The sequence below is a fragment of the Actinomyces sp. zg-332 genome (assembly GCF_011751945.2).
GTDB lineage: Bacteria > Actinomycetota > Actinomycetes > Actinomycetales > Actinomycetaceae > ZJ293.
The window spans coordinates 1,041,164-1,063,771 of record NZ_CP064951.1; the positions used below are offsets into that span (position 1 = coordinate 1,041,164).

A 22,608-nucleotide genomic window follows, 5' to 3' on the forward strand; every position below is an offset into this window, starting at 1 on the left:
CTTTTATTTCTTCTTAGTAATACACAATATTTAGATATTCCAAAAGTTATAATTTAGATTATATTCTACAACATTTAATATAAATCAAGGGGGCTGTATAGCCCCCTTGAACATAAAGTTTTCTATCCTTTGACAGAGCCAGACATAAGCCCACCAACAAAGTATTTACCTAATAAGATATAAACAATTAGTGTTGGTAGTGAAGCTAGTAAAGCACCTGACATAGAAGCACCATAGTTACTTAGAATAGAACCATTAGCTAAGTTATTCAATGCCAAGGTTACAGGACCATTTACTGGCGTTGAGAAGAACAAAGCAAATAAGAAGTCATTCCATGCTGATGTAAACTGCCATATTATAACAACCACAAAAGATGGAATAGAGATAGGTAAAACAACTGACCAGTATGTACGTAGCATACCAGCACCGTCTACCCTAGCAGCCTCAATCAATTCATTTGGAACAGATTCATAGTAATTACGGAAAATCAAAGTAGTAATTGGAATACCGTAAACCACGTGAATCAAAATCAAAGTTGGGACACCAGTTGGCAAATTCAAACCTAAAACTAGTTTCATCAATGGCACCATTACTGCCTGATATGGGATAAACATACCGAATAGCAATAAAGTAAATACTAAGTTAGCGTATGGGAAACGCCAACGTGACAAAACGAAACCATTGATTGAACCAAGCATAGATGAAATTAGTGCTGCTGGAATAACCATCTGCAATGTACGTAGTATAGGAGCTGATAGTTGTTTCCATGCGAGTTCCCAGTTATCCAATACCCATGATTCAGGTAAATACCATGCATGTAATGGATTAGCTTCTGCACCGTTTTTGAAAGAAGTAACAATCAAAACATAAACTGGTATAAAAATGAAAATAACAGACAACAGTAATAGTACGTAACGTATTGTACGTCCTATGCTAAATCTTTCTTCAGTTTTTTTCTTAGTTACAGTACTCATGTTACTTCCTTCTCTGACGTGTATCATGAATCAAATATGGAATAACTAATACTGCAACGATTACAAGTAGAATAGATCCAACTGCTGCAGAGTTAGCGTAGTCATAGGTTGTTTTGAATACGTACATATCAATTGCAGGAACTTTAGTCGAGTAAACTGACTGGTTAGCAATCGACATAATCAAGTCAAAAGATTTTAAAGACATGTGGCCAATAATAATTATTGCTGATAGAGCAACAGGTGATAACTGTGGGAATATTATAGATTTATATAGTTGCCACTCTGAAGCACCATCCACACGTGCAGCCTCACGTAACTCATCAGGGATACCACGGAATCCTGCTAAGAATAAAGCCATAATATAACCCGATAGCTGCCAAATTGCTGGAATTGTGATAGCGACAATACCTACGCTAACATCTGACCACCAAGGATTTTGCAAAAAGTCCAATCCAACCATCTGGAATAAGCGGTTTAAACCAGTTGCAGTCTCACCTTCGATTGGAGACAACAGCCACTTCCATACCACACCAGAAGCCACAAAAGAAACAGCCATAGGGAATAAGAAAATTGAACGGAAAATTCCTTCACCTTTAATCGGTTTATCAAGCAACCATGCCCAAACGAAGCCTATTAAAAGAGTTCCACATAGAAAAACAAGTGTGAATATTAGCAAATTACGTAGTGAGAAAAGAAAGGCATCAGATGATAGCAACTCTACATAATTTGAAAAGCCAGTATAATTCGTTGGTGCATTACCCGAAGATGTTGCAGCTGTATGAGCGTCTGTTAGTGATGTATTGAAGTTAACTATTATCAACCCATACACGAACACTCCTATCAATATTAATGATGGGAGGATAAGCAGAAAAGGTGGGCCCCACTTCTTTAAGTTACGCATATAACCCCTAATACAATTACTTAAGTTGGGGCACAGAACATACAATCATCTTCTGTGCCCCAATAATAGATTCAGTCAGATAGAAATTACTTCTTTAGTGACTTTGTAGCGTTTACTAGGTCTTTTTGTAGACCTTCAACGTCTTTGCCTTGTCCCTGTGTGAATTTGACAACTGCATCGTTGATTGCTGATGAAACAGCTAGTGGAGCAGCTGCACCATGAGCTAGTGAAGAAACAACAGTCTTGGACTTGAAGTCTTCCATAGCTTTCTGCTGGTATTCTGGGAACTTAGTTGTATCAACATCTGTACGTGCTGGGATTGAGCCCTTGATTAGGTTGAACTGTGCCTGACCATCAGCTGAACCAATAACTTCTAGCCATGCCTTTGCACCTTCTGGGTTCTTTGCACCCTTTGGTAATGTGAATGAGTCAGCTAGGAAGTCGAATACATCCTGTGTACCTGGTACAGGTGCCCACATCCAGTCCTTGTCCATTTCTTTCTTAGCAGCTGTGAATGCAGCAATTGCCCAGTCACCCATTACGTTGTAAGCTGCTTTACCGTCCATGACGAAGTTTAGTGTTGGTTCCCAGTCAGCTGATGAATCAGTCTGTGCCAATTCAACAATCTTCTGGAAGTGCTTTAGAGCCTTTGTAACTTCAGCACCTGCCCAGTCAGTCTTTCCATCCCATAGACCGTTGTAGCCTTCTGCACCCAAATCAGCAATCAAAATTGTTTCTAGTAGCTGAGTCTGTGTCCAGTTCATACCAAGTGTCAATGGAACTTTACCAGCAGCCTTGACTTTTTCCATGTCAGCAATCCAGTCATCAATTGTAGCTGGTACCTTTTTTGGATCAATTCCTGCTGATTTTAATACTTCTGGGTTGTACCATAGAACGTTTGCACGGTGAATATTTGATGGAATTGAATAAATCTTTCCGTCAACTGTTAGGCGTTCAATTAGTGACTGTGGGAATACTTCACGTAATTTGAACTTATCGTATAGAGCTGATACGTCTTCGATCTGTCCAGCTTTAATGTAGTCTGTCAACTCTGCACCAGCATGTGCCTGGAATGTTTCTGGTGGGTTACCAGCATCCAAGTCTGCTTGTAGTTTCTGTTTAGCCTGTGAGCCACCGCCACCAGCAACAGCTGCGTCAACAAAATTAAAATCTTTTTTCTTCTCTTTGAAAATCTTCTGTAGAGCTTCGTAACCAGCTTTTTCTGAGCCTTGTGCCCACCAGCTAACTACCTGTACATCTTTTCCAGCGTCTTTGCTTTCAGATGTACCTGCGGAAGAACATCCTACTAAAGCCAAGCTCAATGCTACTGCACTTGCAATAATTGCACTACGGCGCATATTTTTCTCCTGAACATCCTTGTCCGAGATGCTTATGCATCTGTAACTAATATGATTGTATTATCATTTTCTTGCTGACTTGTTAATATAAGCCAGCTGACTATACAATCTCATTGTACTTTATTAAATCAAAAAATCTACTTTATTAATACAATATATTTATAAAATTTTTCTACTTATAAACTCAATGTTTCACTTAATCTACATCACATAAGTACTTTACTTCTACACATCTATTTACAAACCCTATATTTAGAACGTTTCTAACTTATTTTTTGTATTTAAACACATTTAAAACCTTTGAAATAAGTTTTGTAAAATTTTCATATACTTTCAGTATAAAAACAACTCAAGTGTCATATCAATCCTAATTCTTTAACTATATTCCGTTCAGAGATTAATTCTAACTCAGTTCTACGAATCATTTTCCGCGAATACTCATCTACTTCTAACCCTTCTACAACCTTCATAACACTTTCATTATTTACAATCGGATAAGAGAACATTAAACCTGGCTCAATACCATATTCTCCTTCAGATATTTTACAGGCACTTACCCATGACTTATCTGATCCGAAAATCCAGTCACGCATTTGATCTAAAGCAGCAGAGGCTGCAGAAGCAGCGGAAGACAATCCACGCACCTTAATTATTTCACCTCCTCTATTAGCAACACTTGAAAGAAAAACATCTTCAACCCATTGCTTATCAGAAAGAATTTCCTTTATAGGGTTTCCATCAACAGTTGCTTTCGTAATATCAGGATACTGGGTAGACGAATGATTCCCCCAAATAGTAACTTTGTCTATAGATGCAGAAGGTGAACCACATTTTTCAGCCAAAAAAGCCACCGCCCTATTATGATCTAGTCTTGTCATCGCACTGAAATGAGAATCAGGAATATCTGGAGCATTCATAGCGGTAATTAAAGCATTAGTATTCGCAGGATTTCCCACCACCAAGACCTTTACGTCATCAGCAGCTACTTCATTTAAAGCCCTACCTTGAGGAGCAAATATTTTTGCGTTAGCCGAAAGTAAGTCTGAACGTTCCATACCTTCCCTACGAGGCATTGCCCCCACTAAGAAAACAACATTTACATCTTCGAAAGCCTTATGTGCTTCAGTATAAATTTCTATATTATTCAACAGCGGAAAAGCACAATCAAATAGCTCCATTGCTATACCAGTTGCGCTTTGAATTCCTTGGGGGATTTCTAACAATCTCAAGTTAACTTTTTGATTAGGGAAAAGCTGGCCAGAAGCAATTCTAAATAGTAATGCATATCCTATTTGCCCACCAGCTCCAGAAACAGCAACATTAATTGGTTTTTGTAACATAAGCCCTCCTTGAGGTAAAGTAAAACTTATTAATATGCTACATTACAAACAAATAAAAATAACAATATTTGACTTATTCAATTTATATAATATAAAAGTTTTATAAAACGTATACCTAATAACGACTCAGTTACAAAATAGGCAAATCAGGAACCCAAAAAACTAACAAAGAAAAAGCTATAATTGCAGCACCTAAAGTAAACAAAAACAAAGAGTCAAAAAGCCTAGACTTTGCTTTAAAAATTTGTGAATGCCCAGTAGCTATAACGAATATACCAAAAACCATGTTCACTATGCCTAAAGCAAACACCGCAATAAACGTTTTATCTAAAATAACCAATAACAGCACTACTAAAATACATACAGCATCCAATAGCAATAATAGATACGGCATTGCAAAGAGCTTTCTTGTTTTTTCTTTACTCATTTTTCTCTCCGCTTCTTACACATATCAGTAGCATTATTCAAGTATATTTTTACCATAATAGCACGTATCCAAGCTATAAGATTTAACTTACCTTCTAAAGAATGCAACTATACATATGACAAATTCACACTGCAGAATATGAACAACATTATTTTGTATAGCTACCCGTCTTTAGATTCTTCTTGACTTTTTTCAGAAAGAACTTCAGTATCTACACCATTACGTGACCTTGCTAATTTTTCTTCAGAGGAATATTCTTTAGATTCAACATCTATATAGGCATTTTCAACATCGGTCTTTTCTAACTCTGCCATAGGTTTTTTATCACCAGTAAATTTTGTATCAGAAGCATCTTGACTAGAATCATTATCAGAGTTGCTGTTACACTCTTTATTTGTATCAAAGTTTTTATCAGATGAGTCAATCTCATTTTCTTTAAGAACTTCGTTAACAATATCTCGAGCTATATCTTGAGTACTCTTATTAGAAATTTCATCGGTATCTTCATCCATCTCATTACAAGAATCTTCTGCAAAGTCAATTCCAACATCAAATCTTGTATGTTCCTCAGTAGTATTCGAGTCAGTTACTTGAGAATTTTCTTTATCCATATCTTCAGAAACAGAAGTATTTTTTTCTCTAAGATCAGTAAATGTACTGACTTTAAGCTTTGAACTCTTAGAAGTAAATATGCGTTTTTTAATCTCATACTTATTCAGTAAATAAATAATAATAAAAAATATTAGTTGTGTGAAAACAACTTGTATTGTTAATAACAAAGCAGATACAAATACCATAGGACCAAATAGAGTCAAATTTTTACCAGCCAATGATCCTGTTACTAAATAATAAAAGAAAACAATAGATATAAAAATAGTTACAAAATTATATAAGTGAGTTTTAAATATAGAAACGATATCAGTTGTAGAAAATTTCTTATAAACTCTTATACACACTATTAGTGAGATTGTTGGAACTATAAGAAAAACTAGCCATCCTAAGCTAAAAGTATCTATCCATGTCATTGCAGGAATATTTGGGAAAAGAATATGAGGCTTTTCAAATGTATTTATAACGGTTTCAGAGCTACCTAAGAAAACATATCCGCCACTGTAATAAGCTAATAACCAAAACATGATAACTGGTATATAAGCTATCTGTATTAACAGCAAAATTACCCAGCCTATTGGGTCAGCGTGCAGAGAAGATATAACTAAATTAAATTGAGAATAATTATAGAAAAATGACAAAGTGAATAAAAATAATGAATACAATAATATGTAAAGAATATTTTTTTTAGTCAAATAATTCGCAAATTCTATCCAATCACTTTTTATAGGAATTTGATATATAAACAAATCGAAAGTTAGTTCACCCTCATTACGAGCTATTCCAAAACTAAAAATTTTTTTCTTAACAAGAATAATAACTAAAGCAAGTAATGAAAAAATTGAAGAAGCTAAGAATAACTTCCAAATACCAATTCCATGAGGTAATAATATTCCAAATAACACAACAGTACTAACGAAACCTAAGTTTATACCTAAACCTGCTTTAATGTTATTAAAGTTTATTCTTACTGAAAACCAAATTAAAATGACAAAAATTAAAAAAGTATATCCTAAAGGAAGTAACGATAAATAACCAGCGCTAAATTTAATAGGTATTCCCAATGACAAAGCCCAAAATTGACTACCTAAGAGCATTGCATCAAACCAAGTCGTATCATTTAAAGCTGGATTATCAGTAGATGAGAAATAAGAAAGTAACGAAAAAAGAACAGGTATAATCCAAGAAAAAATTGCGACAAAGGAACCAACTATAATGGTACCAGCCCAGCCAGTAGGCATACTAATAAGTATCTCTGAAGTGTTATCTTGCTTTACAACACGAGTAATTGTTTTATCAGTATTAAATTTTTTGAAGTTACCGGAAAAAATTCTTTTATATATTTTGTTCATCACTATGTCAAATTACCTCAACCATTTAAGTATTATTACTTAAGTGTAAAAGTTTTTCCGATAAAAACAATACATAAACAAAATATATATTAATTCTGTAATTGAGAAGTACCAATAATTTGTAAAACTGTTATACAAATATCAAAAGTAAATTATTTCAAAATTCTTACTTATATGGTGCGGCTATAACAAATATATTTACGATATGGGTGGTATTGTTCGTAAAATGTGTGTTAGGTGTATTAGAGGAGTTTTCCACAGAAAAAATTTTAAGCATTGATTGAGTATTCAAACTATGATTGTTTTAATACATGCTAAACAAAGAAAGAAAACAGTTAATTTCGTTTTTAACATCTCCTGAAGTAGTTTTAAATAATGGACCTTCAGATGTAATAAAAGTACCTAAAGAAGTATTTTTATTTGTACGAAATTTATACAACACTAAAATTGTAGAAGTATATAAAAATTACTATGTCAATCCAAAGTTTTGCAACACAGTTACTGATAGAGCTTGGGTAATTAAAAGACGTATTCCTGCACATATGGTAGCTTGTGTACAAACCGCAACTTGGATCTATACTGGTAATAATTTTGAAAAATTAGTACTAAACCACAAAAAGATAACATGTATAACTGAAAATATATGTATAACCGATCATGGATTATTTAAAGAAGATGTAATAGAAATAAATAACCTACTCATAACAAGTCCAGCTAGAACATTAATAGATATGATTAGATACGAAAAGAAACTCTCACCATATGATTTAAGTTTTTTCAAAAATTTGAGTGGTATTTATGAAATTACTTATGATTCGCTGATGAATTGTTTAGACAGAATGAGGGATTTCAAAAGAATTGATAGAGTTCATGATGTGTTATGTAGGTATGGGTTTTTACCAGAACTATAGTTGAGCATGTCTAGTTTATAAGGCTGTGTGTTTTTGTGTGTGTTGGGAGTGAGTGGGAAAGAAGTATGTTTATAAGAACAAAAAAAGGAAATAAGAGTAAATTTTTAGGCATGTAGTACTGTTATTGTTGTTTGTGTGTTGTTAGTAATAGTACTCCGGTCTTAGACTTTTTTGTTAGAAAAAATGGTGTGGGAAATAAACGAAAGAGGATAGACTATAAAACACTTCCTTACAGTAAGTATGTTCTCTTATAACATAGCTACTACTCGCCTATTACACAAAAAAAACAAGGGGGTGGGTAGTAAACAAATAATAAAAGAACACTAACCAAAGAAGAATAAGTGGAAAAATAATCTATAGAAAATAAAAAATAAAAAAATATGTGTGTAAGAACAAAGAATAATACTAAACAAGAATCAAAGAATGTTTTTTGTGTTTAAAATACTTTAGGGGCTAGGACAAGAAACACTTTCTCATGTTTCCCTGTCCTAACCCCTAAACAAAACAAACAGTTTTTTATTGCGGCAGTGACTTACTCTCCCACACCCCCACGAGTGCAGTACCATCAGCGCTGCAGGCCTTAGCTACCGGGTTCGGAATGGTACCGGGCGTAACTCCCACGCTATGACCACCGCAAAAACCTATCAAACCACACCCCGACGGGTTGGTCATGAACCATATAGTAAAACGCGAACACCAAAACACTTTGTCAGAAAAAATACATACAATCCCAAAAAAAAATTTTTTTGTTTACATGTTTTTGTAGTTATCGGTCAATTAGTACTGGTCAGCTCTAAAAAACATTACTGCTCTTCCACATCCAGCCTATCAACCCACTAGTCTAGTGGGGACCTCAAACGAAACCTAATCTTGAAGCAGGCTTCCCGCTTAGATGCTTTCAGCGGTTATCCCTCCCGAACGTAGCCAACCAGCCATGCACCTGGCGGTACAACTGGCACACCAGAGGTTCGTCCGTCCCGGTCCTCTCGTACTAGGGACAGGCCTTCTCAAGTTTCCAACGCGCACAGCGGATAGGGACCGAACTGTCTCACGACGTTCTAAACCCAGCTCGCGTACCGCTTTAATGGGCGAACAGCCCAACCCTTGGGACCTACTCCAGCCCCAGGATGCGACGAGCCGACATCGAGGTGCCAAACCATGCCGTCGATATGGACTCTTGGGCAAGATCAGCCTGTTATCCCCGGGGTACCTTTTATCCGTTGAGCGACCGCGTTTCCACGAACCACGGCCGGATCACTAGTTCCTGCTTTCGCACCTGCTCGAGCTGTCACTCTCACAGTCAAGCTCCCTTCTACACTTACACTCGACACCTGATTGCCAACCAGGCTGAGGGAACCTTTGAGCGCCTCCGTTACCTTTTAGGAGGCAACCGCCCCAGTTAAACTACCCACCAGGCACTGTCCCTAGTCCGGATCACGGACCGAGGTTAGACAATCACTTGAACCAGAGTGGTATTTCAACAACGACTCCAACAAAACTAGCGTTCCATCTTCACAGTCTCCCACCTATCCTACACAAGCACAAGCGATCACCAATACCAAGCTATAGTAAAGGTCCCGGGGTCTTTCCGTCCTGCTGCGCGTAACGAGCATCTTTACTCGTAATGCAATTTCGCCGAGTTCATGGTCGAGACAGTAGGGAAGTCGTTACGCCATTCGTGCAGGTCGGAACTTACCCGACAAGGAATTTCGCTACCTTAGGATGGTTATAGTTACCACCGCCGTTTACTGGGGCTTAAATTCACAGCTTCAACAAAAAAATGTTTGACCGTTCCTCTTAACCTTCCAGCACCGGGCAGGCGTCAGTGCGTATACATCGTCTTACGACTTCGCACGCACCTGTGTTTTTAGTAAACAGTCGCTTCCCCTGGTCTCTGCGACCCACACCAGCTCCACCAGAAAAAATTGGCTTCACCAGGTAGGCCCCCCTTCTCCCAAAGTTACGGGGGCATTTTGCCGAGTTCCTTAACCATGATTATCTCGATCGCCTTAGTATACTCTACTCAACCACCTGTGTCGGTTTAGGGTACGGGCGGCTAACACCTAACGTCGAGGCTTTTCTAGGCAGCATAGGATCACCCACTTCCACAAAAAATGTGTCACCATCAGACCTCACCCACATGTTCCCCGGATTTACCTAGGAAACGGGCCACATCCTTAGACGTGCATAACCATCAGCACGCGGAGGCTACCTTTCTGCGTCACCCCTGTTAACACGCTAACCTACTAAAAACATTAACACAAAAACCAGCAACCAACCCTTTCCCCGAAAGAAAAAAGAAAAGCCACCAGCGTTCACGAAAACAATAAAGTTCAGTTCCTTACGGTGTTTCGCCGGTACCAGAATATCAACTGGTTGTCCATCGACTACGCCTGTCGGCCTCGCCTTAGGTCCCGACTATCCCAGGGCGGATTAGCCTAGCCCTGGAACCCTTGGTCATACGGCGGGAGAGTTTCTCACTCTCCATTCGCTACTCATGCCTGCATTCTCACTCGTGTACAGTCCACCCCTAGATCACTCCGAGACTTCACCCCACACACGACGCTCCCTACCCATCCACACACCTGAACCAACCATCAAAGGGCGGCTTAGCAAAAAAAGTGTGAATGCCACAGCTTCGGCGGTGTACTTAAGCCCCGCTACATTATCGGCGCGGAATCACTTGACCAGTGAGCTATTACGCACTCTTTCAAGGATGGCTGCTTCTAAGCCAACCTCCTGGTTGTCTATGCAACTCCACATCCTTTCCCACTTAGCACACGCTTAGGGGCCTTAGCTGATGATCTGGGCTGTTTCCCTCTCGACTACGAAGCTTATCCCCCGCAGTCTCACTGCTACGCTCTAACTATACCGGCATTCGGAGTTTGGCTAACGTCAGTAACCCGGTAGGGCCCATCGGCCATCCAGTAGCTCTACCTCCGGCAAGAAACACGTAACGCTGCACCTAAATGCATTTCGGGGAGAACCAGCTATCACGGAGTTTGATTGGCCTTTCACCCCTACCCACAGCTCATCCCCTCCATTTTCAACTGAAGTGGGTTCGGTCCTCCACACGCTCTTACACGTGCTTCAACCTGGCCATGGGTAGATCACCCCGCTTCGGGTCTAGAGCATGCGACTAAAACGCACTATTCATACTCGCTTTCGCTACGGCTACCCCACACGGGTTAACCTCGCCACATACCACTAACTCGCAGGCTCATTCTTCAAAAGGCACGCCGTCACCCCTCAAGGCTCCGACGGATTGTAAGCATCCGGTTTCAGGTACTATTTCACTCCCCTCCCGGGGTACTTTTCACCATTCCCTCACGGTACTAATACACTATCGGTCACCAGGTAGTATTTAGGCTTACCAAGTGGTCTTGGCAGATTCACACGAGATTCCACGGGCCCCGTGCTACTCGGGAACGCATCAAGCAAGTGGCTGAAATTACACCTACACGACTATCACGCTCTACGGTCACTCTTCCCAAAGTGTTCAACTATAACAACCATTTATAACTCACCCAGCATGCGGCAGCACACTGAAAAAACACGCCCCACAACCCCACACACGCAACAACTGCCGTCTATCACACGCGCATGGTTTAGCCTCCTACGCTTTCGCTCGCCACTACTCACGCAATATCTCTTCCTAAGGGTACTAAGATGTTTCACTTCCCCTCGTTCCCCCCAACACCCTATATATTCAAATGCTGGTAACAAGACACAACTCTTGCTGGGTTCCCCCATTCGGACACCCTCGGATCAAAGCTCGTTCGCCAACTCCCCGAGGCATATCGCAGGCCACAACGTCCTTCATCGGCTCCTGGTGCCAAGGCATCCACCGAATGCTCTAAGCAACTACAAAACAAAAAAATGAGACCAAAAAAAATTCTCTAACAAACATTACAACAACAAAAAAACCCAAAAAAACGGATCCTCTTGTCATAGATGCTCGCGTTCACTATACAGTTCACAAACAACCCACCAACACAAACCACCACAACCCCAAAACAAGGACCGCGACAAAATAAGCATGGCAAACAAAAAAAAGAAACAACAAAAACTGTTGCCCCTAAACCAAACAGCGCATCCACCCCCGCACCAACCCAAAACAGGCCAGCAAACAAACGAGGTCTTCCATGACGTTCCACCCAAAAAAAACAAAACACAACCACAAACAAACCAACCCAAAAAACAAAGGGTCCAATGCAAACAGTCATGCCAAAAAAGACAAACACAAACCAAAAACAATAATAATAAATGATTTGCGGTCTCCTTAGAAAGGAGGTGATCCAGCCGCACCTTCCGGTACGGCTACCTTGTTACGACTTCGTCCCAATCGCTAATCCCACCTTCGACCACTCCCCCAAACGGTTAGGCCATGGGCTTCGGGTGTTACCAACTTTCGTGACGTGACGGGCGGTGTGTACAAGGCCCGAGAACGTATTCACCGCAGCGTTGCTGATCTGCGATTACTAGCGACTCCACCTTCATGGGGTCGAGTTGCAGACCCCAATCCGAACTGAGACCGGCTTTAAGAGATTAGCTCAACCTCACGATATCGCAACCCTCTGTACCGGCCATTGTAGCATGCGTGAAGCCCAAGACATAAGGGGCATGATGATTTGACGTCATCCCCACCTTCCTCCGAGTTAACCCCGGCAGTCTCTCACGAGTCCCCACCACAACGTGCTGGCAACATGAGACAAGGGTTGCGCTCGTTGCGGGACTTAACCCAACATCTCACGACACGAGCTGACGACAACCATGCACCACCTGTACACCAGTCCGAAGACTACCACATCTCTGCAGCATCCCAGTGTATGTCAAGCCTTGGTAAGGTTCTTCGCGTTGCATCGAATTAATCCGCATGCTCCGCCGCTTGTGCGGGCCCCCGTCAATTTCTTTGAGTTTTAGCCTTGCGGCCGTACTCCCCAGGCGGGGCACTTAATGCGTTAGCTACGGCGCAGAATCCGTGGAAACAGACCCCACACCTAGTGCCCAACGTTTACGGCATGGACTACCAGGGTATCTAATCCTGTTCGCTCCCCATGCTTTCGCTCCTCAGCGTCAGTAACAGCCCAGAGACCCGCCTTCGCCACCGGTGTTCCTCCTGATATCTGCGCATTTCACCGCTACACCAGGAATTCCAGTCTCCCCTACTGCACTCTAGTCTGCCCGTACCCACTGCACGTCCAGGGTTAAGCCCTGAAATTTCACAGCAGACGCGACAAACCACCTACGAGCTCTTTACGCCCAATAATTCCGGACAACGCTCGCGCCCTACGTATTACCGCGGCTGCTGGCACGTAGTTAGCCGGCGCTTCTTCTGTAAGTACCGTCAACCCCCACAAAAAGAGCCTTCTCCCTTACTGAAAGAGGTTTACAACCCGAAGGCCTTCATCCCTCACGCGGCGTCGCTGCATCAGAGTTTCCTCCATTGTGCAATATTCCCCACTGCTGCCTCCCGTAGGAGTCTGGGCCGTATCTCAGTCCCAGTGTGACCGGTCACCCTCTCAGGCCGGTTACCCGTCAAAGCCTTGGTAGGCCATCACCCCACCAACAAGCTGATAGGCCGCGAGCCCATCCCCCACCAGAAAAAACCTTTCCAACAATCACCATGCGGCAAAAGCTGAATATCCAGTATTAGCCACCGTTTCCGATAGTTATCCCAAAGAAGGGGGCAGGTTACTCACGTGTTACTCACCCGTTCGCCACTAATCCACAAAACCCCGAAAGGAAATGCTTCATCGTTCGACTTGCATGTGTTAAGCACGCCGCCAGCGTTCGTCCTGAGCCAGAATCAAACTCTCCGAACAAAAACCAAACAAAAAACAAATTCAGCCCTTGAACAAAAAGCCCAATAAAAGCAAAAAACAAAAAAACAACACCAAACACCCAAAAAAGAGCACTCAGCATCATCAAAAAAATAAATGGCATCACAAAAATAAAAGACACACTGTTCAGTTCACAAACAACAAAACCCAAGAAAGCCCAAAACCCCCACCAAAAAAAAGCAGAAGCCCCGAAAACAAACCAGGAAAAACACAAACCCTGACACAAAAAGCATCAAAGCAACAGACAAAAACTATACACCCCCAACCACACACAACACAACACAACAAACACCCGGGCGTGTCACACCAAACAACACCAAACAACACCAAACAACACCAAACAACACCAAACAACACCAAACAACACCAAACAACACCAAACAACACCAAACAACACCAAACAACACCAAACAACACCAAACAACACCAAAAAAAACCTTCCCCACCACATACAAACAAAACTAGAACATCAACAGAGTAAAATCAGAAAACAAAAACAAATACCCGATTAGGCTAAACTACTGCTGGTGTTGGGTAAAGCTAGTAAAACTATTACTAGTACTGCTAATAAATACTAAGAGTTTTTGGGCAAGACTGGCTTTACTGATATTACTGACGCTCGAGGTAGGTTGCCTCTATTGGCGTGCTGTTTAAGTTGCACTTTAAACTACTCTCTCGTGGTTACAAGTGCTATGGCTAACCGTCACATTGATGAAACTGCTGTTACGCTCAAGTTATGCCAAAGCTAATGAGCATCTTACTGAAGCTTGCATAACTAATACTTTATGTAAACTTAGCTTTGATAATGGTAAAAGTGTGCTAACATAAGCAATACTTTGGGCGGGTCAGCTTTGCTGATGTTGCTTATGATGACTATGAGTTGGCTGAGACTAAGACTAGGGCTGGCTACGTTACAAACTCGGTACCTAAATATCTGCCGAACTTCACGAAATACACTTATACTATCCAAAGACCACAAATAATACTAAGAAGCCTGTTGTCTGTTATTCTTCGTAAGCTACCTGCTACTGGTGTTGATGAGGGATTGGTTACTGGTTTAGTAACATTGTTATTTGCTGGTTGTATCTTTGATCTTGTTAGCAGAAAAGGACGCAACAGTAGTCAAAAGTAAACACTAAAAAAGAAACCTACTCCTAAATTATTGGGGCAAAGGTATCTAGCATAAAAGTGCTTACTACCAAAAACCGATAGACAACATTCAGCAGGACATAATTTTCTTAATTCAGCAGGACATATTTACTCTTAGCTTTTAGCAAAGAACAAGTTTCGATTATCTTTAAGGTACCTGTTTACTTACTCCATTTACTTGTGTGTCATATTTAGTGAGCTATCTTTTAGACTTTACTTATTGCCCATAGATTTACTTGTCTACCTTCAATAAAAAGTTATCTTCATCACAACCTCTACGAGCTTAAGTTCCAACTATTTATAGACTTCAACGTCTAACAAAGGCTTTAGCAATACACTCACCATATATAACAAAAATACTTACACAACGAAGTTATTTTTCAAGGCGAGCTGAATACAAAATAAGATAACAACTACAACTGTAACTAGTGTTTAGAATAATATCTCCCTTATCGTAGCCTTACTCCAGTTAGTAAAGATTGCAGCATTTACTATAATGGTCAATTGATTTATAAATACTTTCTCACCAATTTCAAAAACACTACTGCTATAAATAACACCAACACTCAAATAAACAAGAAAACAATAACTGGTTTCCAAACAGTAGCATAAACGTAGATACTGGAATTAATTAAAACATGCTAAAGTATCTTAATAAACTCTTAATAATTACAACTTTTTCCATTATTTTACTAAATCAATAAAATTTAGTAATTTTTATTACAAAAATCACATAACTTCAAATAACTCAATTACTAGAATTGTTAAAGTTTTCCTAAAGTTTTACTCTAATAAATATCTAAATTAGTAAAGAAAAGTTAAAATATAGATGGTGATGATATTCTAAAACCAAAACACAATCTTTAAACACTACATTACAACTTTAAAATAATCAAATTTCAACTTAAAGAGTTTCTTTTGTAAATGCAATATTTTAACCATAAAATAATATAATTGTGCAAAAAAGTGATCCAACTCTGGAAAGCTAAAAGCTAAAGGAAGGCTTTGATATGCGGTTCACTTCTAAATTGGAATATACAGACGGAGAATTCACAATTCACGCTGATTCAATAAATGATGTAAACAAGCAAATTAACTTACTAAAGAAAATCGCTAACTCTTATGGCAAAACATTACAAATTCCCGACCTTAATACTATATACAAAACTACATATAGTGTGGGTATATTGATAATAGAAATACTTAAAAATCAAAGACCTATCAAAAACATAGAGCAATTACTATCAGAAGAACTTTATAGACAGCTAACTTATCGAATAAAACTAGATAACAATAAAATAGAAAATTTGAAAACACTACCAAATTTAAACACAATTTATATGCAAGTAAATGTTATAAAAAACTATGCTGATGTAACTCTAACAGTAAAAGACGGAGAGAAAAATAGGGCTTTTGCTCTGAAAGTAGAAAACAAGAAAAACAAATGGATAGTTACTGAATTAGAGTATGCATGAAGCTTAATATGTAATAAAAATGTGGAGCAAGAAAACCTTACTCCACATTTTTATTACCAAATTATTTAGCTCGTTGTCCGACTTTACCTACAACATCAAAGACATAAGCATAGCCAGGGATTTCTTTACCTGCTTGATTTTTAGTTGGAGGCTCTAAGACTAAAATACGTGAACCAACTTTTGCTCCAGCTAGTTCTTGTGTTCCAGTAGCTTTAGAAACAAGCAATGATAGAGGCATATTACCTTTACCTGTAGCCTGAGAAATAGGTTCTTTCTGCCCCCATTCATAAACTACTGGGAAAACTTGCAAAAGATCTTCCTCAACAATTTTTTCACCAGTACCCTCAGAAATAACGCTTATCACATATTTACTAGGTGGCTTAGCATTTGGAGAAAACTCCACTTTAGGAATTTCGGTAGTAGCACCTTTTACAGTAACACCATCGACTGTATCCGTTTTAGGTTTTGAATCTTTTAGAGCTGAGCGATCTGTTTTAGTAGTGCCGCCGTAAATATCAACCACAAATACCAAAGTAGCATTTGGTTTGATAGCAGCACCATTGCCCTGCTTACCATAAGCTAGTTCAGGAGGAACAACCATCAAAACACGTGAACCAATACGTTTTCCAACTAAGGCTTTAGTCCAACCTTTTATAACACCACTACCAACTTTAAAAGTAAAAGGCTTTGGACGTGAGAAACTTTCATCAAAAGGTTTCTTCCCATCTAGAGCAATACCATAATAATCAGCAGAGGCAATACTATCTTCAGTTAGCTTTTCACCTTTTCCTTCAACTAAAACTTTAGTTACTAGTTCCTTCGGAGGTGTAGTTGAATTAATATCTACCTTAGGTTTCTTACCAAAATCACCTGAGACTGAAACCTGATCTGAACTTGAACAACCAACAAGCCCTATGCATAGGAACAAGCTAGTGAATAAAGCAATAATTTTTTTCATTTATAAAACCTTCATTTAATGGAAAGAATCTCCACAGGCACATGTACCTTTTGCTGCAGGGTTATCAATTGTGAACCCTTGTTTCTCAATAGTGTCAGAGAAATCAACAGTAGCACCTGCAAGATATGGTGAAGACATCTTATCAACCACGACTTCAACACCATCAAAGTCACGAATTAAATCGCCTTCTAATATTCGTTCATCAAAGTAAAGCTGATAGATAAGTCCTGAACATCCACCTGGCTGCACGGCCAGACGTAATCGCAAATCGTCACGACCTTCTTGTTCTAAAAGGCTTTTAACTTTTTGAGCAGCTTCGTCAGTAAGATTAACTTCATGAGTTGGATCTGTCTGTGCCATATATACTCCTATATATAAATACCTATACAACTCTACCACATTGAAAATGACACTGTAACAATATAAAAGAGTTTATTTGAAAAAATAATTACCCATAACTACAGTAATTACTAAGTATACTAACTGAAATTAAAATTTATGAACTACTTCAAAATTTTCAAAAACAACTATCATATCTTCACTAAACTCGTATCCTAGTTCTTTACCATCTTCAATGAAGAACTTCTTATGTTTTTCTCTCCAAGTTTCAAGACATTCATCTTCACCTTCTGATTTACAAATCTCAAAGGTCATTTCATTGAAAGGAATAAAACGAACATTTTTAGTATAAATAACACACCTAGGATTCCCGACAAAGTCAGTTATAACGTTATAGTCACCAATCTTTGGAAGATTCTCAGAACATAGTTCGTAAGAAATCAGAGCACTACTAGTGGCTAATTTTTTCCCTAGCAAAACTAATTCTAAAAGCTCATTAGCCGTTTTTTCATCAAACCCGAAATAATAAGAATCCGTATACTCTATATTAGAATTAAAGCCTTTATCTTTCAAAAAGCTTCGCCAAAATTCATCAATCACTTTGTTTCCTTGTGTATTTTCACTCAACAATTATATCAAGAAAAATACACAAGTATTATCACGACAATAACTATTTGCTAGAACGTAGCATCCATGCTTGTTTATCCAAAATTGCACAAATACCAATAAGCATATCGGCACTAACATGATCAGATTCATCAACGTCATCAATCATAGCAGCAATATTCTTAGAAACATTTACTAGACGTTCTTCAAACTGAGTGTATACCTTGTCAGTTCCTAAAAATCCTTCATCTAATGGAGGAACAGTGCTTGTCTTGTAAATTGTTTCTTCTCTACCATCAGCATAAGTACCGATAGCAACTAAACGCTCAGCAACTTCATCATAGCTTTCGCGCAACTGATCAATAATTTCATCAAGTTGTAGGTGCAATGACCTAAACTCTTTACCTTGAATATTCCAGTGTGCTTGTTTTCCCTGTAAAGAAAGGGCAATAAGGTCAACAAGTGTTTGCTGTAAAGATTTTTCTACAATTGACATAATATCCTCACTAATGTAATCATCTATGCTAACCCATTCTACTCTTTGGAATAAATCCAGTCTAGCAAGGTTACGCTTACCTAATTTCCTCAATCTTAGTAACTATCAATTAACCAACTTTTCCAAAACGCTGTAACATAAATATATGAGTACAATTTTTACAAAAATTATTGAAGGACAAATTCCTGGAAATTTTGTCTACAACGACGATAAAAGTGTTGTTATATCTACTATTGCACCTGTTCAGCCAGGTCATATGCTAGTAATTCCTAAAGAAGAGTATCTTTCCTACACTACATGTGATCAAGAACTTATAGGTCATCTAGCAAAAGTAGCGCAAATAATTGGTCAGGCACAAGAAAAAACATTCGATATACAAAGGGCTGGAATTATAGTCGCAGGGTTTGAAGTTCCACATTTACATATACATGTAATTCCACTAGCTAACGAAAAACAACTAGATTTATCATTAGCTAAAGAAGATACTCCTGAAAATATCAAGTTATCTGCTGAAAAACTTAGGGAAACTCTAGTACAAATGGGATACGAACAATTCGTACCTACCAATATTAACAAGATATAAAATTTGGCGTCGCTAACTATTGGACTAATATTGAGTTCAAACTTGGTGACGCTAAATCAATAACTTCTTCTGACACTTTGACCTTAGTTATACCAGCAAAATCATGGCGTTCAAGAATTTCTAGTTCAGTACCTATAACCACTCCGAGCTTTTCCAAATAACATAGCAAAGCCGAATTAGCATCTGAAATTCTAACAATTTTACCAGTATCCCCAGGATGAAGGTCTGATAACAATCTTCCTGTAATTTCTTTAACGACACCTTCTCTATTAGGGATTGGGTCCCCATGAGGGTCTACTTCTGGAAAACCTAAAAATTCCTCAATTTTATCTAAGAATCTATCTGTAACATTCAGTTGTAAGGCTTGTGTCTCATCATGTATTTCTTCAACAGGATATTTCAAAGTCTTATATAAAAATGTTTCCAGTAAACGATGAGCCCTCACCGCTTTGAGTGCTTCTTGTAAACCTGAATCAGTCAGAGTAATTCCCTTATAGGGTTCATGATTTACCAGTCCACGCTCAGCCAACTTCTTTATAGACTCTGAAACTGTTGAATTAGCCACACCAAGGTTAGAAGCTAACACAGAAATAGAAACTGGAGAATTAGACCATTCAGATAAAGAGTATATAACTTTTAAATGCTGTTGACTAACTGACGAAATCACTTCTCCCCCAATACCAAATATCCTAAAAAAACTAGCTATCTAAAACTATAATCCATGTATCTAGCATTCCGAATATTATAAAAATAACAATACATAAAACTATAATGATCGCAAAATAAAACCTGTAACTACCTAAAATCATGTTAACAGATTTACTTTTAGAAATAAATCCATTCCTAAAAACTATACCAGTCATAGTAGCCCAAATTATAATTACGCTAAACCAAATAACTAAACAGAAAGGACATAATTTTTTAAAGTCAAAAACAGATACCCATAAAAACCAAAATACCCAGATTAAAGCCAGATTAATTCCTGCATACATAGTATTTATAACCCATTTAGGTAAATCAATTTTACACAGCATCAACCCTGACAAAGACAAAAAGACCATGAAAGCACAAAGCCCCACTACTGAATTAGGTATAGAGAAAAATAAGTGAGCTTGCCAAGAAGTAAGAGAACTACTACACCCAATAAGAGGATTGAAATCACAAGCCAATGCTTTAGAAGGATCTTGCAAATAATGTAATTCTGACATTAATAAAGATATAGAACTTACAACAGCAAAGCCTGAAAACAAGAATAAAACAAATAATTCGTACTTATATATGGCGAGCGTATTTTGTTTTTCCATTACTTTTCTCCGTCAGAATAAAACTCAAAGTTAAAGTATAAAACATTTTAGAAGTTACCGTAATAAAACAAATGGTATTTACATACAAGCGTTATTTTTAATAATATTTATCTTTACTTGCCAGATAGCACTATTAGTCAGAATATACAGTAATAACACTATAGAATGTGTATCTATGAAAAATCATAAACGTAATAAAGATAACAAATTTATCAAATATATTTACAGCTACTCAAAATATATACTTCCGATAACAATAAAGCTAAATGAACTGTATCTTTTTATAAAATATTTATCCTATTCTATTTAAAAGAAAATGCTAAAAAGTAGCGGTATATAAATTAAATAAAAAAGAGACATATCTCACTAGTGATCAATGTCTCTGAAGTGGTAGTAAATACTCGAGTCAGTTTACTACCTTGTAGTACGCCATGGGGGACTCGAACCCTCAACCCACTGATTAAGAGTCAGTTGCTCTGCCAATTGAGCTAATGGCGCATCGCTTTTGAAAAGCAACAAGAGATAATATACCTTTAAAAGTTTTTAAAAGCAACACCTTATTGAAAATATTTTGCATTATTTGTAACTTTTACTTTCAAAAGCTATCTTAAGGCTCAACCCTAATTGTATATTGCAATTTTTTGCGAGAATCAGGTTCTAAAAACTCACCTTTTTTAGTCTCACCATACATATCTACACCACTAGTACAAGGTTCTACTGCAAATCCTCTACGCTTTACAGATTCTCCACTATATAACTGCAAATACTTAGAGTTAGATGAAACTATAACCTTACTAAAATACTGTTTAGTATTCTTATGACTCAAAATAACTTTCCAAGGCGAATCTATCTCGTAACAGTTATCTAAAGAAAAATTTCCCAAATAATTCAAATCTGCTTTCAAAACACAGCTCTGATTATTGTTTACTCCCGTCTCAGACACAACAGAGAACGCACATTCATCGATACTTTCAGCATTAGGATGCTTTATATAAGGGTGAGAACATATTCCAATAGGGATTTTGGTATTAGATAAGTTCGTAACAGTTATATCACAATTCAATACATCTTTTTCTAAGAAATATTTAACTAAAACTTCACCTTTAAAAGGAAAACTAGGAGATGGGTATATGTAAGACGAGAGCAAAACATTCTCAGCATCCTCTTCAAGCACAGAAAACTCATTCCAAGCAACAAGTCCGTGCAAAGCAGAATTTGTCTCTACATCGTTGATAGGGAGATAATAGTTTTGTCCATCAACAGAATATTCACCGTTTTTTACCCTATTTACCCAAGGAGCAATAGTTTTCCCTACATATCCATCAGAAAACTCATCATCGTGAATATAAACTAAGAAATCACCGTATTCTTTATGTTCACCACTTAATAGAGCAGCACCAACTGTACCAATGCGCACTTTTAGAAAATCATTTTCAACGGTAAGTATTTTTCCATTTGTTAGCATATCTACACCTAAAACCTAGTCGTGTATACAAGTAATTATACACATTTACCTACACTACATCTGAGTTAGAATAACCTTATAAAAGAAAAGTAGCAAAAACATTTTTTTCATTCACCAAAGTAAAACAATACAAATAATCTTACATGTAGACACACCTGCTACAAGAGAGCAAATATCTTCTAGAGATTATCTATAAAGGCAATATAATAAGCCATTATTCATATTCTGATAGTTATAACTTGCGTTTTATATACAAGACAGTGACTGAATTCTTATAGTCCGTAGGAGAAAAAGAACAAAGTGAAAGTACAAGTTTTATTAAATAAAAATTAGCGAATATTTACTATGGAATCTTAAGTATAAAAAATGCCCCTATTGGGGCATTTCTTTTGTGCGCAAGGAGGGACTTGAACCCTCACGTCCGTACGGACACTAGAACCTAAATCTAGCGCGTCTGCCAATTTCGCCACTCGCGCGTCTCAACAAGAAATAACTATATCTTACTATTTAACAAAAAT

General features: G+C 38.0%; 18 protein-coding genes, 2 tRNA genes and 3 rRNA genes. 5 read left to right on the plus strand and 18 right to left on the minus strand.

From position 1 onward, the window contains the following. Positions 1-122 precede the first annotated feature (122 nt). The 6 genes from HCQ94_RS04285 to HCQ94_RS04310 all read right to left on the minus strand — a co-directional run bounded on the left by HCQ94_RS04285 (position 123) and on the right by HCQ94_RS04310 (position 6,961). Positions 123-974, minus strand: a complete 852-nt coding sequence (locus tag HCQ94_RS04285; protein WP_166977957.1) for a carbohydrate ABC transporter permease — start codon at positions 972-974, stop codon at positions 123-125. Position 975: 1 nt separating this feature from the next. Continuing rightward, positions 976-1,875 (minus strand): carbohydrate ABC transporter permease, encoded by a 900-nt coding sequence (locus HCQ94_RS04290; protein ID WP_166977959.1) that lies wholly within the window; start codon positions 1,873-1,875, stop codon positions 976-978. A gap of 86 nt (positions 1,876-1,961) precedes the next feature. Further along, positions 1,962-3,233 carry an ABC transporter substrate-binding protein gene (locus HCQ94_RS04295; protein WP_166977961.1) on the minus strand — a complete coding sequence of 424 codons (1,272 nt, stop codon included), beginning with the start codon at positions 3,231-3,233 and terminating at the stop codon, positions 1,962-1,964. Positions 3,234-3,589: 356 nt separating this feature from the next. Further along, positions 3,590-4,573, minus strand: coding sequence for a malate dehydrogenase (locus tag HCQ94_RS04300; protein ID WP_166982183.1), 984 nt, complete (start codon positions 4,571-4,573; stop codon positions 3,590-3,592). A 130-nt stretch (positions 4,574-4,703) separates the two neighbouring features. Then, positions 4,704-5,000 carry a hypothetical protein gene (locus HCQ94_RS04305; RefSeq protein ID WP_166982185.1) on the minus strand — a complete coding sequence of 99 codons (297 nt, stop codon included), beginning with the start codon at positions 4,998-5,000 and terminating at the stop codon, positions 4,704-4,706. A gap of 161 nt (positions 5,001-5,161) precedes the next feature. Further along, complete coding sequence (locus HCQ94_RS04310; protein WP_232525756.1) at positions 5,162-6,961, minus strand: cell division protein PerM; 1,800 nt, start codon at positions 6,959-6,961, stop codon at positions 5,162-5,164. A 311-nt stretch (positions 6,962-7,272) separates the two neighbouring features. Between HCQ94_RS04310 and HCQ94_RS04315 the strand changes: the two genes are divergently transcribed. After that, positions 7,273-7,872 carry a hypothetical protein gene (locus HCQ94_RS04315; RefSeq protein ID WP_166982188.1) on the plus strand — a complete coding sequence of 200 codons (600 nt, stop codon included), beginning with the start codon at positions 7,273-7,275 and terminating at the stop codon, positions 7,870-7,872. Positions 7,873-8,391: 519 nt separating this feature from the next. Here HCQ94_RS04315 and rrf read toward each other — a convergent pair. From rrf to HCQ94_RS04330, 3 genes are all read right to left on the minus strand, one after another. Beyond that, positions 8,392-8,508, minus strand: a 5S ribosomal RNA gene (gene rrf, locus HCQ94_RS04320). 121 nt (positions 8,509-8,629) lie between these two features. Beyond that, positions 8,630-11,743 (minus strand): 23S ribosomal RNA (locus HCQ94_RS04325). Between the two features lie 415 nt (positions 11,744-12,158). Next, a 16S ribosomal RNA gene (locus HCQ94_RS04330) occupies positions 12,159-13,697 on the minus strand. The 16S, 23S and 5S rRNA genes sit together here, the layout of an rRNA operon. A 28-nt stretch (positions 13,698-13,725) precedes the next feature. On the opposite strand from HCQ94_RS04330, the gene HCQ94_RS04335 reads away from it, so the two are divergent. From HCQ94_RS04335 to HCQ94_RS04345, 3 genes are all read left to right on the plus strand, one after another. Further along, positions 13,726-14,196: a hypothetical protein gene (locus tag HCQ94_RS04335; RefSeq protein ID WP_196373602.1), complete on the plus strand. Its 471-nt coding sequence runs from the start codon at positions 13,726-13,728 to the stop codon at positions 14,194-14,196. 399 nt (positions 14,197-14,595) lie between these two features. Continuing rightward, positions 14,596-14,847: a hypothetical protein gene (locus HCQ94_RS04340; RefSeq protein ID WP_166982231.1), complete on the plus strand. Its 252-nt coding sequence runs from the start codon at positions 14,596-14,598 to the stop codon at positions 14,845-14,847. A gap of 1,027 nt (positions 14,848-15,874) precedes the next feature. Next, the gene (locus HCQ94_RS04345; RefSeq protein WP_166982233.1) at positions 15,875-16,339 is read left to right on the plus strand and encodes an Rv3235 family protein; all 465 of its coding nucleotides are present in this window, start codon (positions 15,875-15,877) and stop codon (positions 16,337-16,339) included. Between the two features lie 61 nt (positions 16,340-16,400). Here HCQ94_RS04345 and HCQ94_RS04350 read toward each other — a convergent pair whose 3' ends face one another. The 4 genes from HCQ94_RS04350 to HCQ94_RS04365 all read right to left on the minus strand — a co-directional run bounded on the left by HCQ94_RS04350 (position 16,401) and on the right by HCQ94_RS04365 (position 18,831). Then, on the minus strand, positions 16,401-17,297 hold the full coding sequence (locus HCQ94_RS04350) for an FKBP-type peptidyl-prolyl cis-trans isomerase (RefSeq protein ID WP_166982235.1): 897 nt from the start codon (positions 17,295-17,297) through the stop codon (positions 16,401-16,403). A gap of 15 nt (positions 17,298-17,312) precedes the next feature. Then, positions 17,313-17,657, minus strand: a complete 345-nt coding sequence (gene erpA / locus HCQ94_RS04355; protein WP_166978657.1) for an iron-sulfur cluster insertion protein ErpA — start codon at positions 17,655-17,657, stop codon at positions 17,313-17,315. Between the two features lie 129 nt (positions 17,658-17,786). Beyond that, complete coding sequence (locus HCQ94_RS04360) at positions 17,787-18,236, minus strand: ASCH domain-containing protein (protein WP_198418147.1); 450 nt, start codon at positions 18,234-18,236, stop codon at positions 17,787-17,789. 70 nt (positions 18,237-18,306) lie between these two features. After that, positions 18,307-18,831, minus strand: a complete 525-nt coding sequence (locus HCQ94_RS04365; RefSeq protein ID WP_318272882.1) for a Dps family protein — start codon at positions 18,829-18,831, stop codon at positions 18,307-18,309. Between the two features lie 52 nt (positions 18,832-18,883). Between HCQ94_RS04365 and HCQ94_RS04370 the strand changes: the two genes are divergently transcribed. Further along, the gene (locus tag HCQ94_RS04370; RefSeq protein WP_166978659.1) at positions 18,884-19,321 is read left to right on the plus strand and encodes an HIT family protein; all 438 of its coding nucleotides are present in this window, start codon (positions 18,884-18,886) and stop codon (positions 19,319-19,321) included. A 16-nt stretch (positions 19,322-19,337) separates the two neighbouring features. On the opposite strand, the gene HCQ94_RS04375 is transcribed toward HCQ94_RS04370, so the two are convergent. The 5 genes from HCQ94_RS04375 to HCQ94_RS04395 all read right to left on the minus strand — a co-directional run bounded on the left by HCQ94_RS04375 (position 19,338) and on the right by HCQ94_RS04395 (position 22,566). Next, positions 19,338-19,988, minus strand: coding sequence for a metal-dependent transcriptional regulator (locus tag HCQ94_RS04375; protein WP_166978660.1), 651 nt, complete (start codon positions 19,986-19,988; stop codon positions 19,338-19,340). 31 nt (positions 19,989-20,019) lie between these two features. Beyond that, positions 20,020-20,625, minus strand: coding sequence for a vitamin K epoxide reductase family protein (locus HCQ94_RS04380; RefSeq protein WP_166982237.1), 606 nt, complete (start codon positions 20,623-20,625; stop codon positions 20,020-20,022). Positions 20,626-21,050: 425 nt separating this feature from the next. Next, positions 21,051-21,123 (minus strand) — tRNA-Lys (locus tag HCQ94_RS04385). A 109-nt stretch (positions 21,124-21,232) separates the two neighbouring features. Continuing rightward, positions 21,233-22,090, minus strand: a complete 858-nt coding sequence (locus HCQ94_RS04390; protein ID WP_166982239.1) for an aldose epimerase family protein — start codon at positions 22,088-22,090, stop codon at positions 21,233-21,235. Positions 22,091-22,482: 392 nt separating this feature from the next. Continuing rightward, positions 22,483-22,566, minus strand: a tRNA-Leu gene (locus HCQ94_RS04395). Positions 22,567-22,608: the final 42 nt, after the last annotated feature.

Bases quoted from the DNA above. Each gene is read 5' to 3' on its own strand.
- HCQ94_RS04285 (WP_166977957.1), bottom strand. From the start codon at position 974: ATGAGTACTGTAACTAAGAAAAAAACTGAAGAAAGATTTAGCATAGGA.
- HCQ94_RS04290 (WP_166977959.1), bottom strand. From the start codon at position 1,875: ATGCGTAACTTAAAGAAGTGGGGCCCACCTTTTCTGCTTATCCTCCCA.
- HCQ94_RS04295 (WP_166977961.1), bottom strand. From the start codon at position 3,233: ATGCGCCGTAGTGCAATTATTGCAAGTGCAGTAGCATTGAGCTTGGCT.
- HCQ94_RS04300 (WP_166982183.1), bottom strand. From the start codon at position 4,573: ATGTTACAAAAACCAATTAATGTTGCTGTTTCTGGAGCTGGTGGGCAA.
- HCQ94_RS04305 (WP_166982185.1), bottom strand. From the start codon at position 5,000: ATGAGTAAAGAAAAAACAAGAAAGCTCTTTGCAATGCCGTATCTATTA.
- HCQ94_RS04310 (WP_232525756.1), bottom strand. From the start codon at position 6,961: ATGAACAAAATATATAAAAGAATTTTTTCCGGTAACTTCAAAAAATTT.
- HCQ94_RS04315 (WP_166982188.1), top strand. From the start codon at position 7,273: ATGCTAAACAAAGAAAGAAAACAGTTAATTTCGTTTTTAACATCTCCT.
- HCQ94_RS04345 (WP_166982233.1), top strand. From the start codon at position 15,875: ATGCGGTTCACTTCTAAATTGGAATATACAGACGGAGAATTCACAATT.
- HCQ94_RS04350 (WP_166982235.1), bottom strand. From the start codon at position 17,297: ATGAAAAAAATTATTGCTTTATTCACTAGCTTGTTCCTATGCATAGGG.
- erpA (WP_166978657.1), bottom strand. From the start codon at position 17,657: ATGGCACAGACAGATCCAACTCATGAAGTTAATCTTACTGACGAAGCT.
- HCQ94_RS04370 (WP_166978659.1), top strand. From the start codon at position 18,884: ATGAGTACAATTTTTACAAAAATTATTGAAGGACAAATTCCTGGAAAT.
- HCQ94_RS04380 (WP_166982237.1), bottom strand. From the start codon at position 20,625: ATGGAAAAACAAAATACGCTCGCCATATATAAGTACGAATTATTTGTT.
- HCQ94_RS04390 (WP_166982239.1), bottom strand. From the start codon at position 22,090: ATGCTAACAAATGGAAAAATACTTACCGTTGAAAATGATTTTCTAAAA.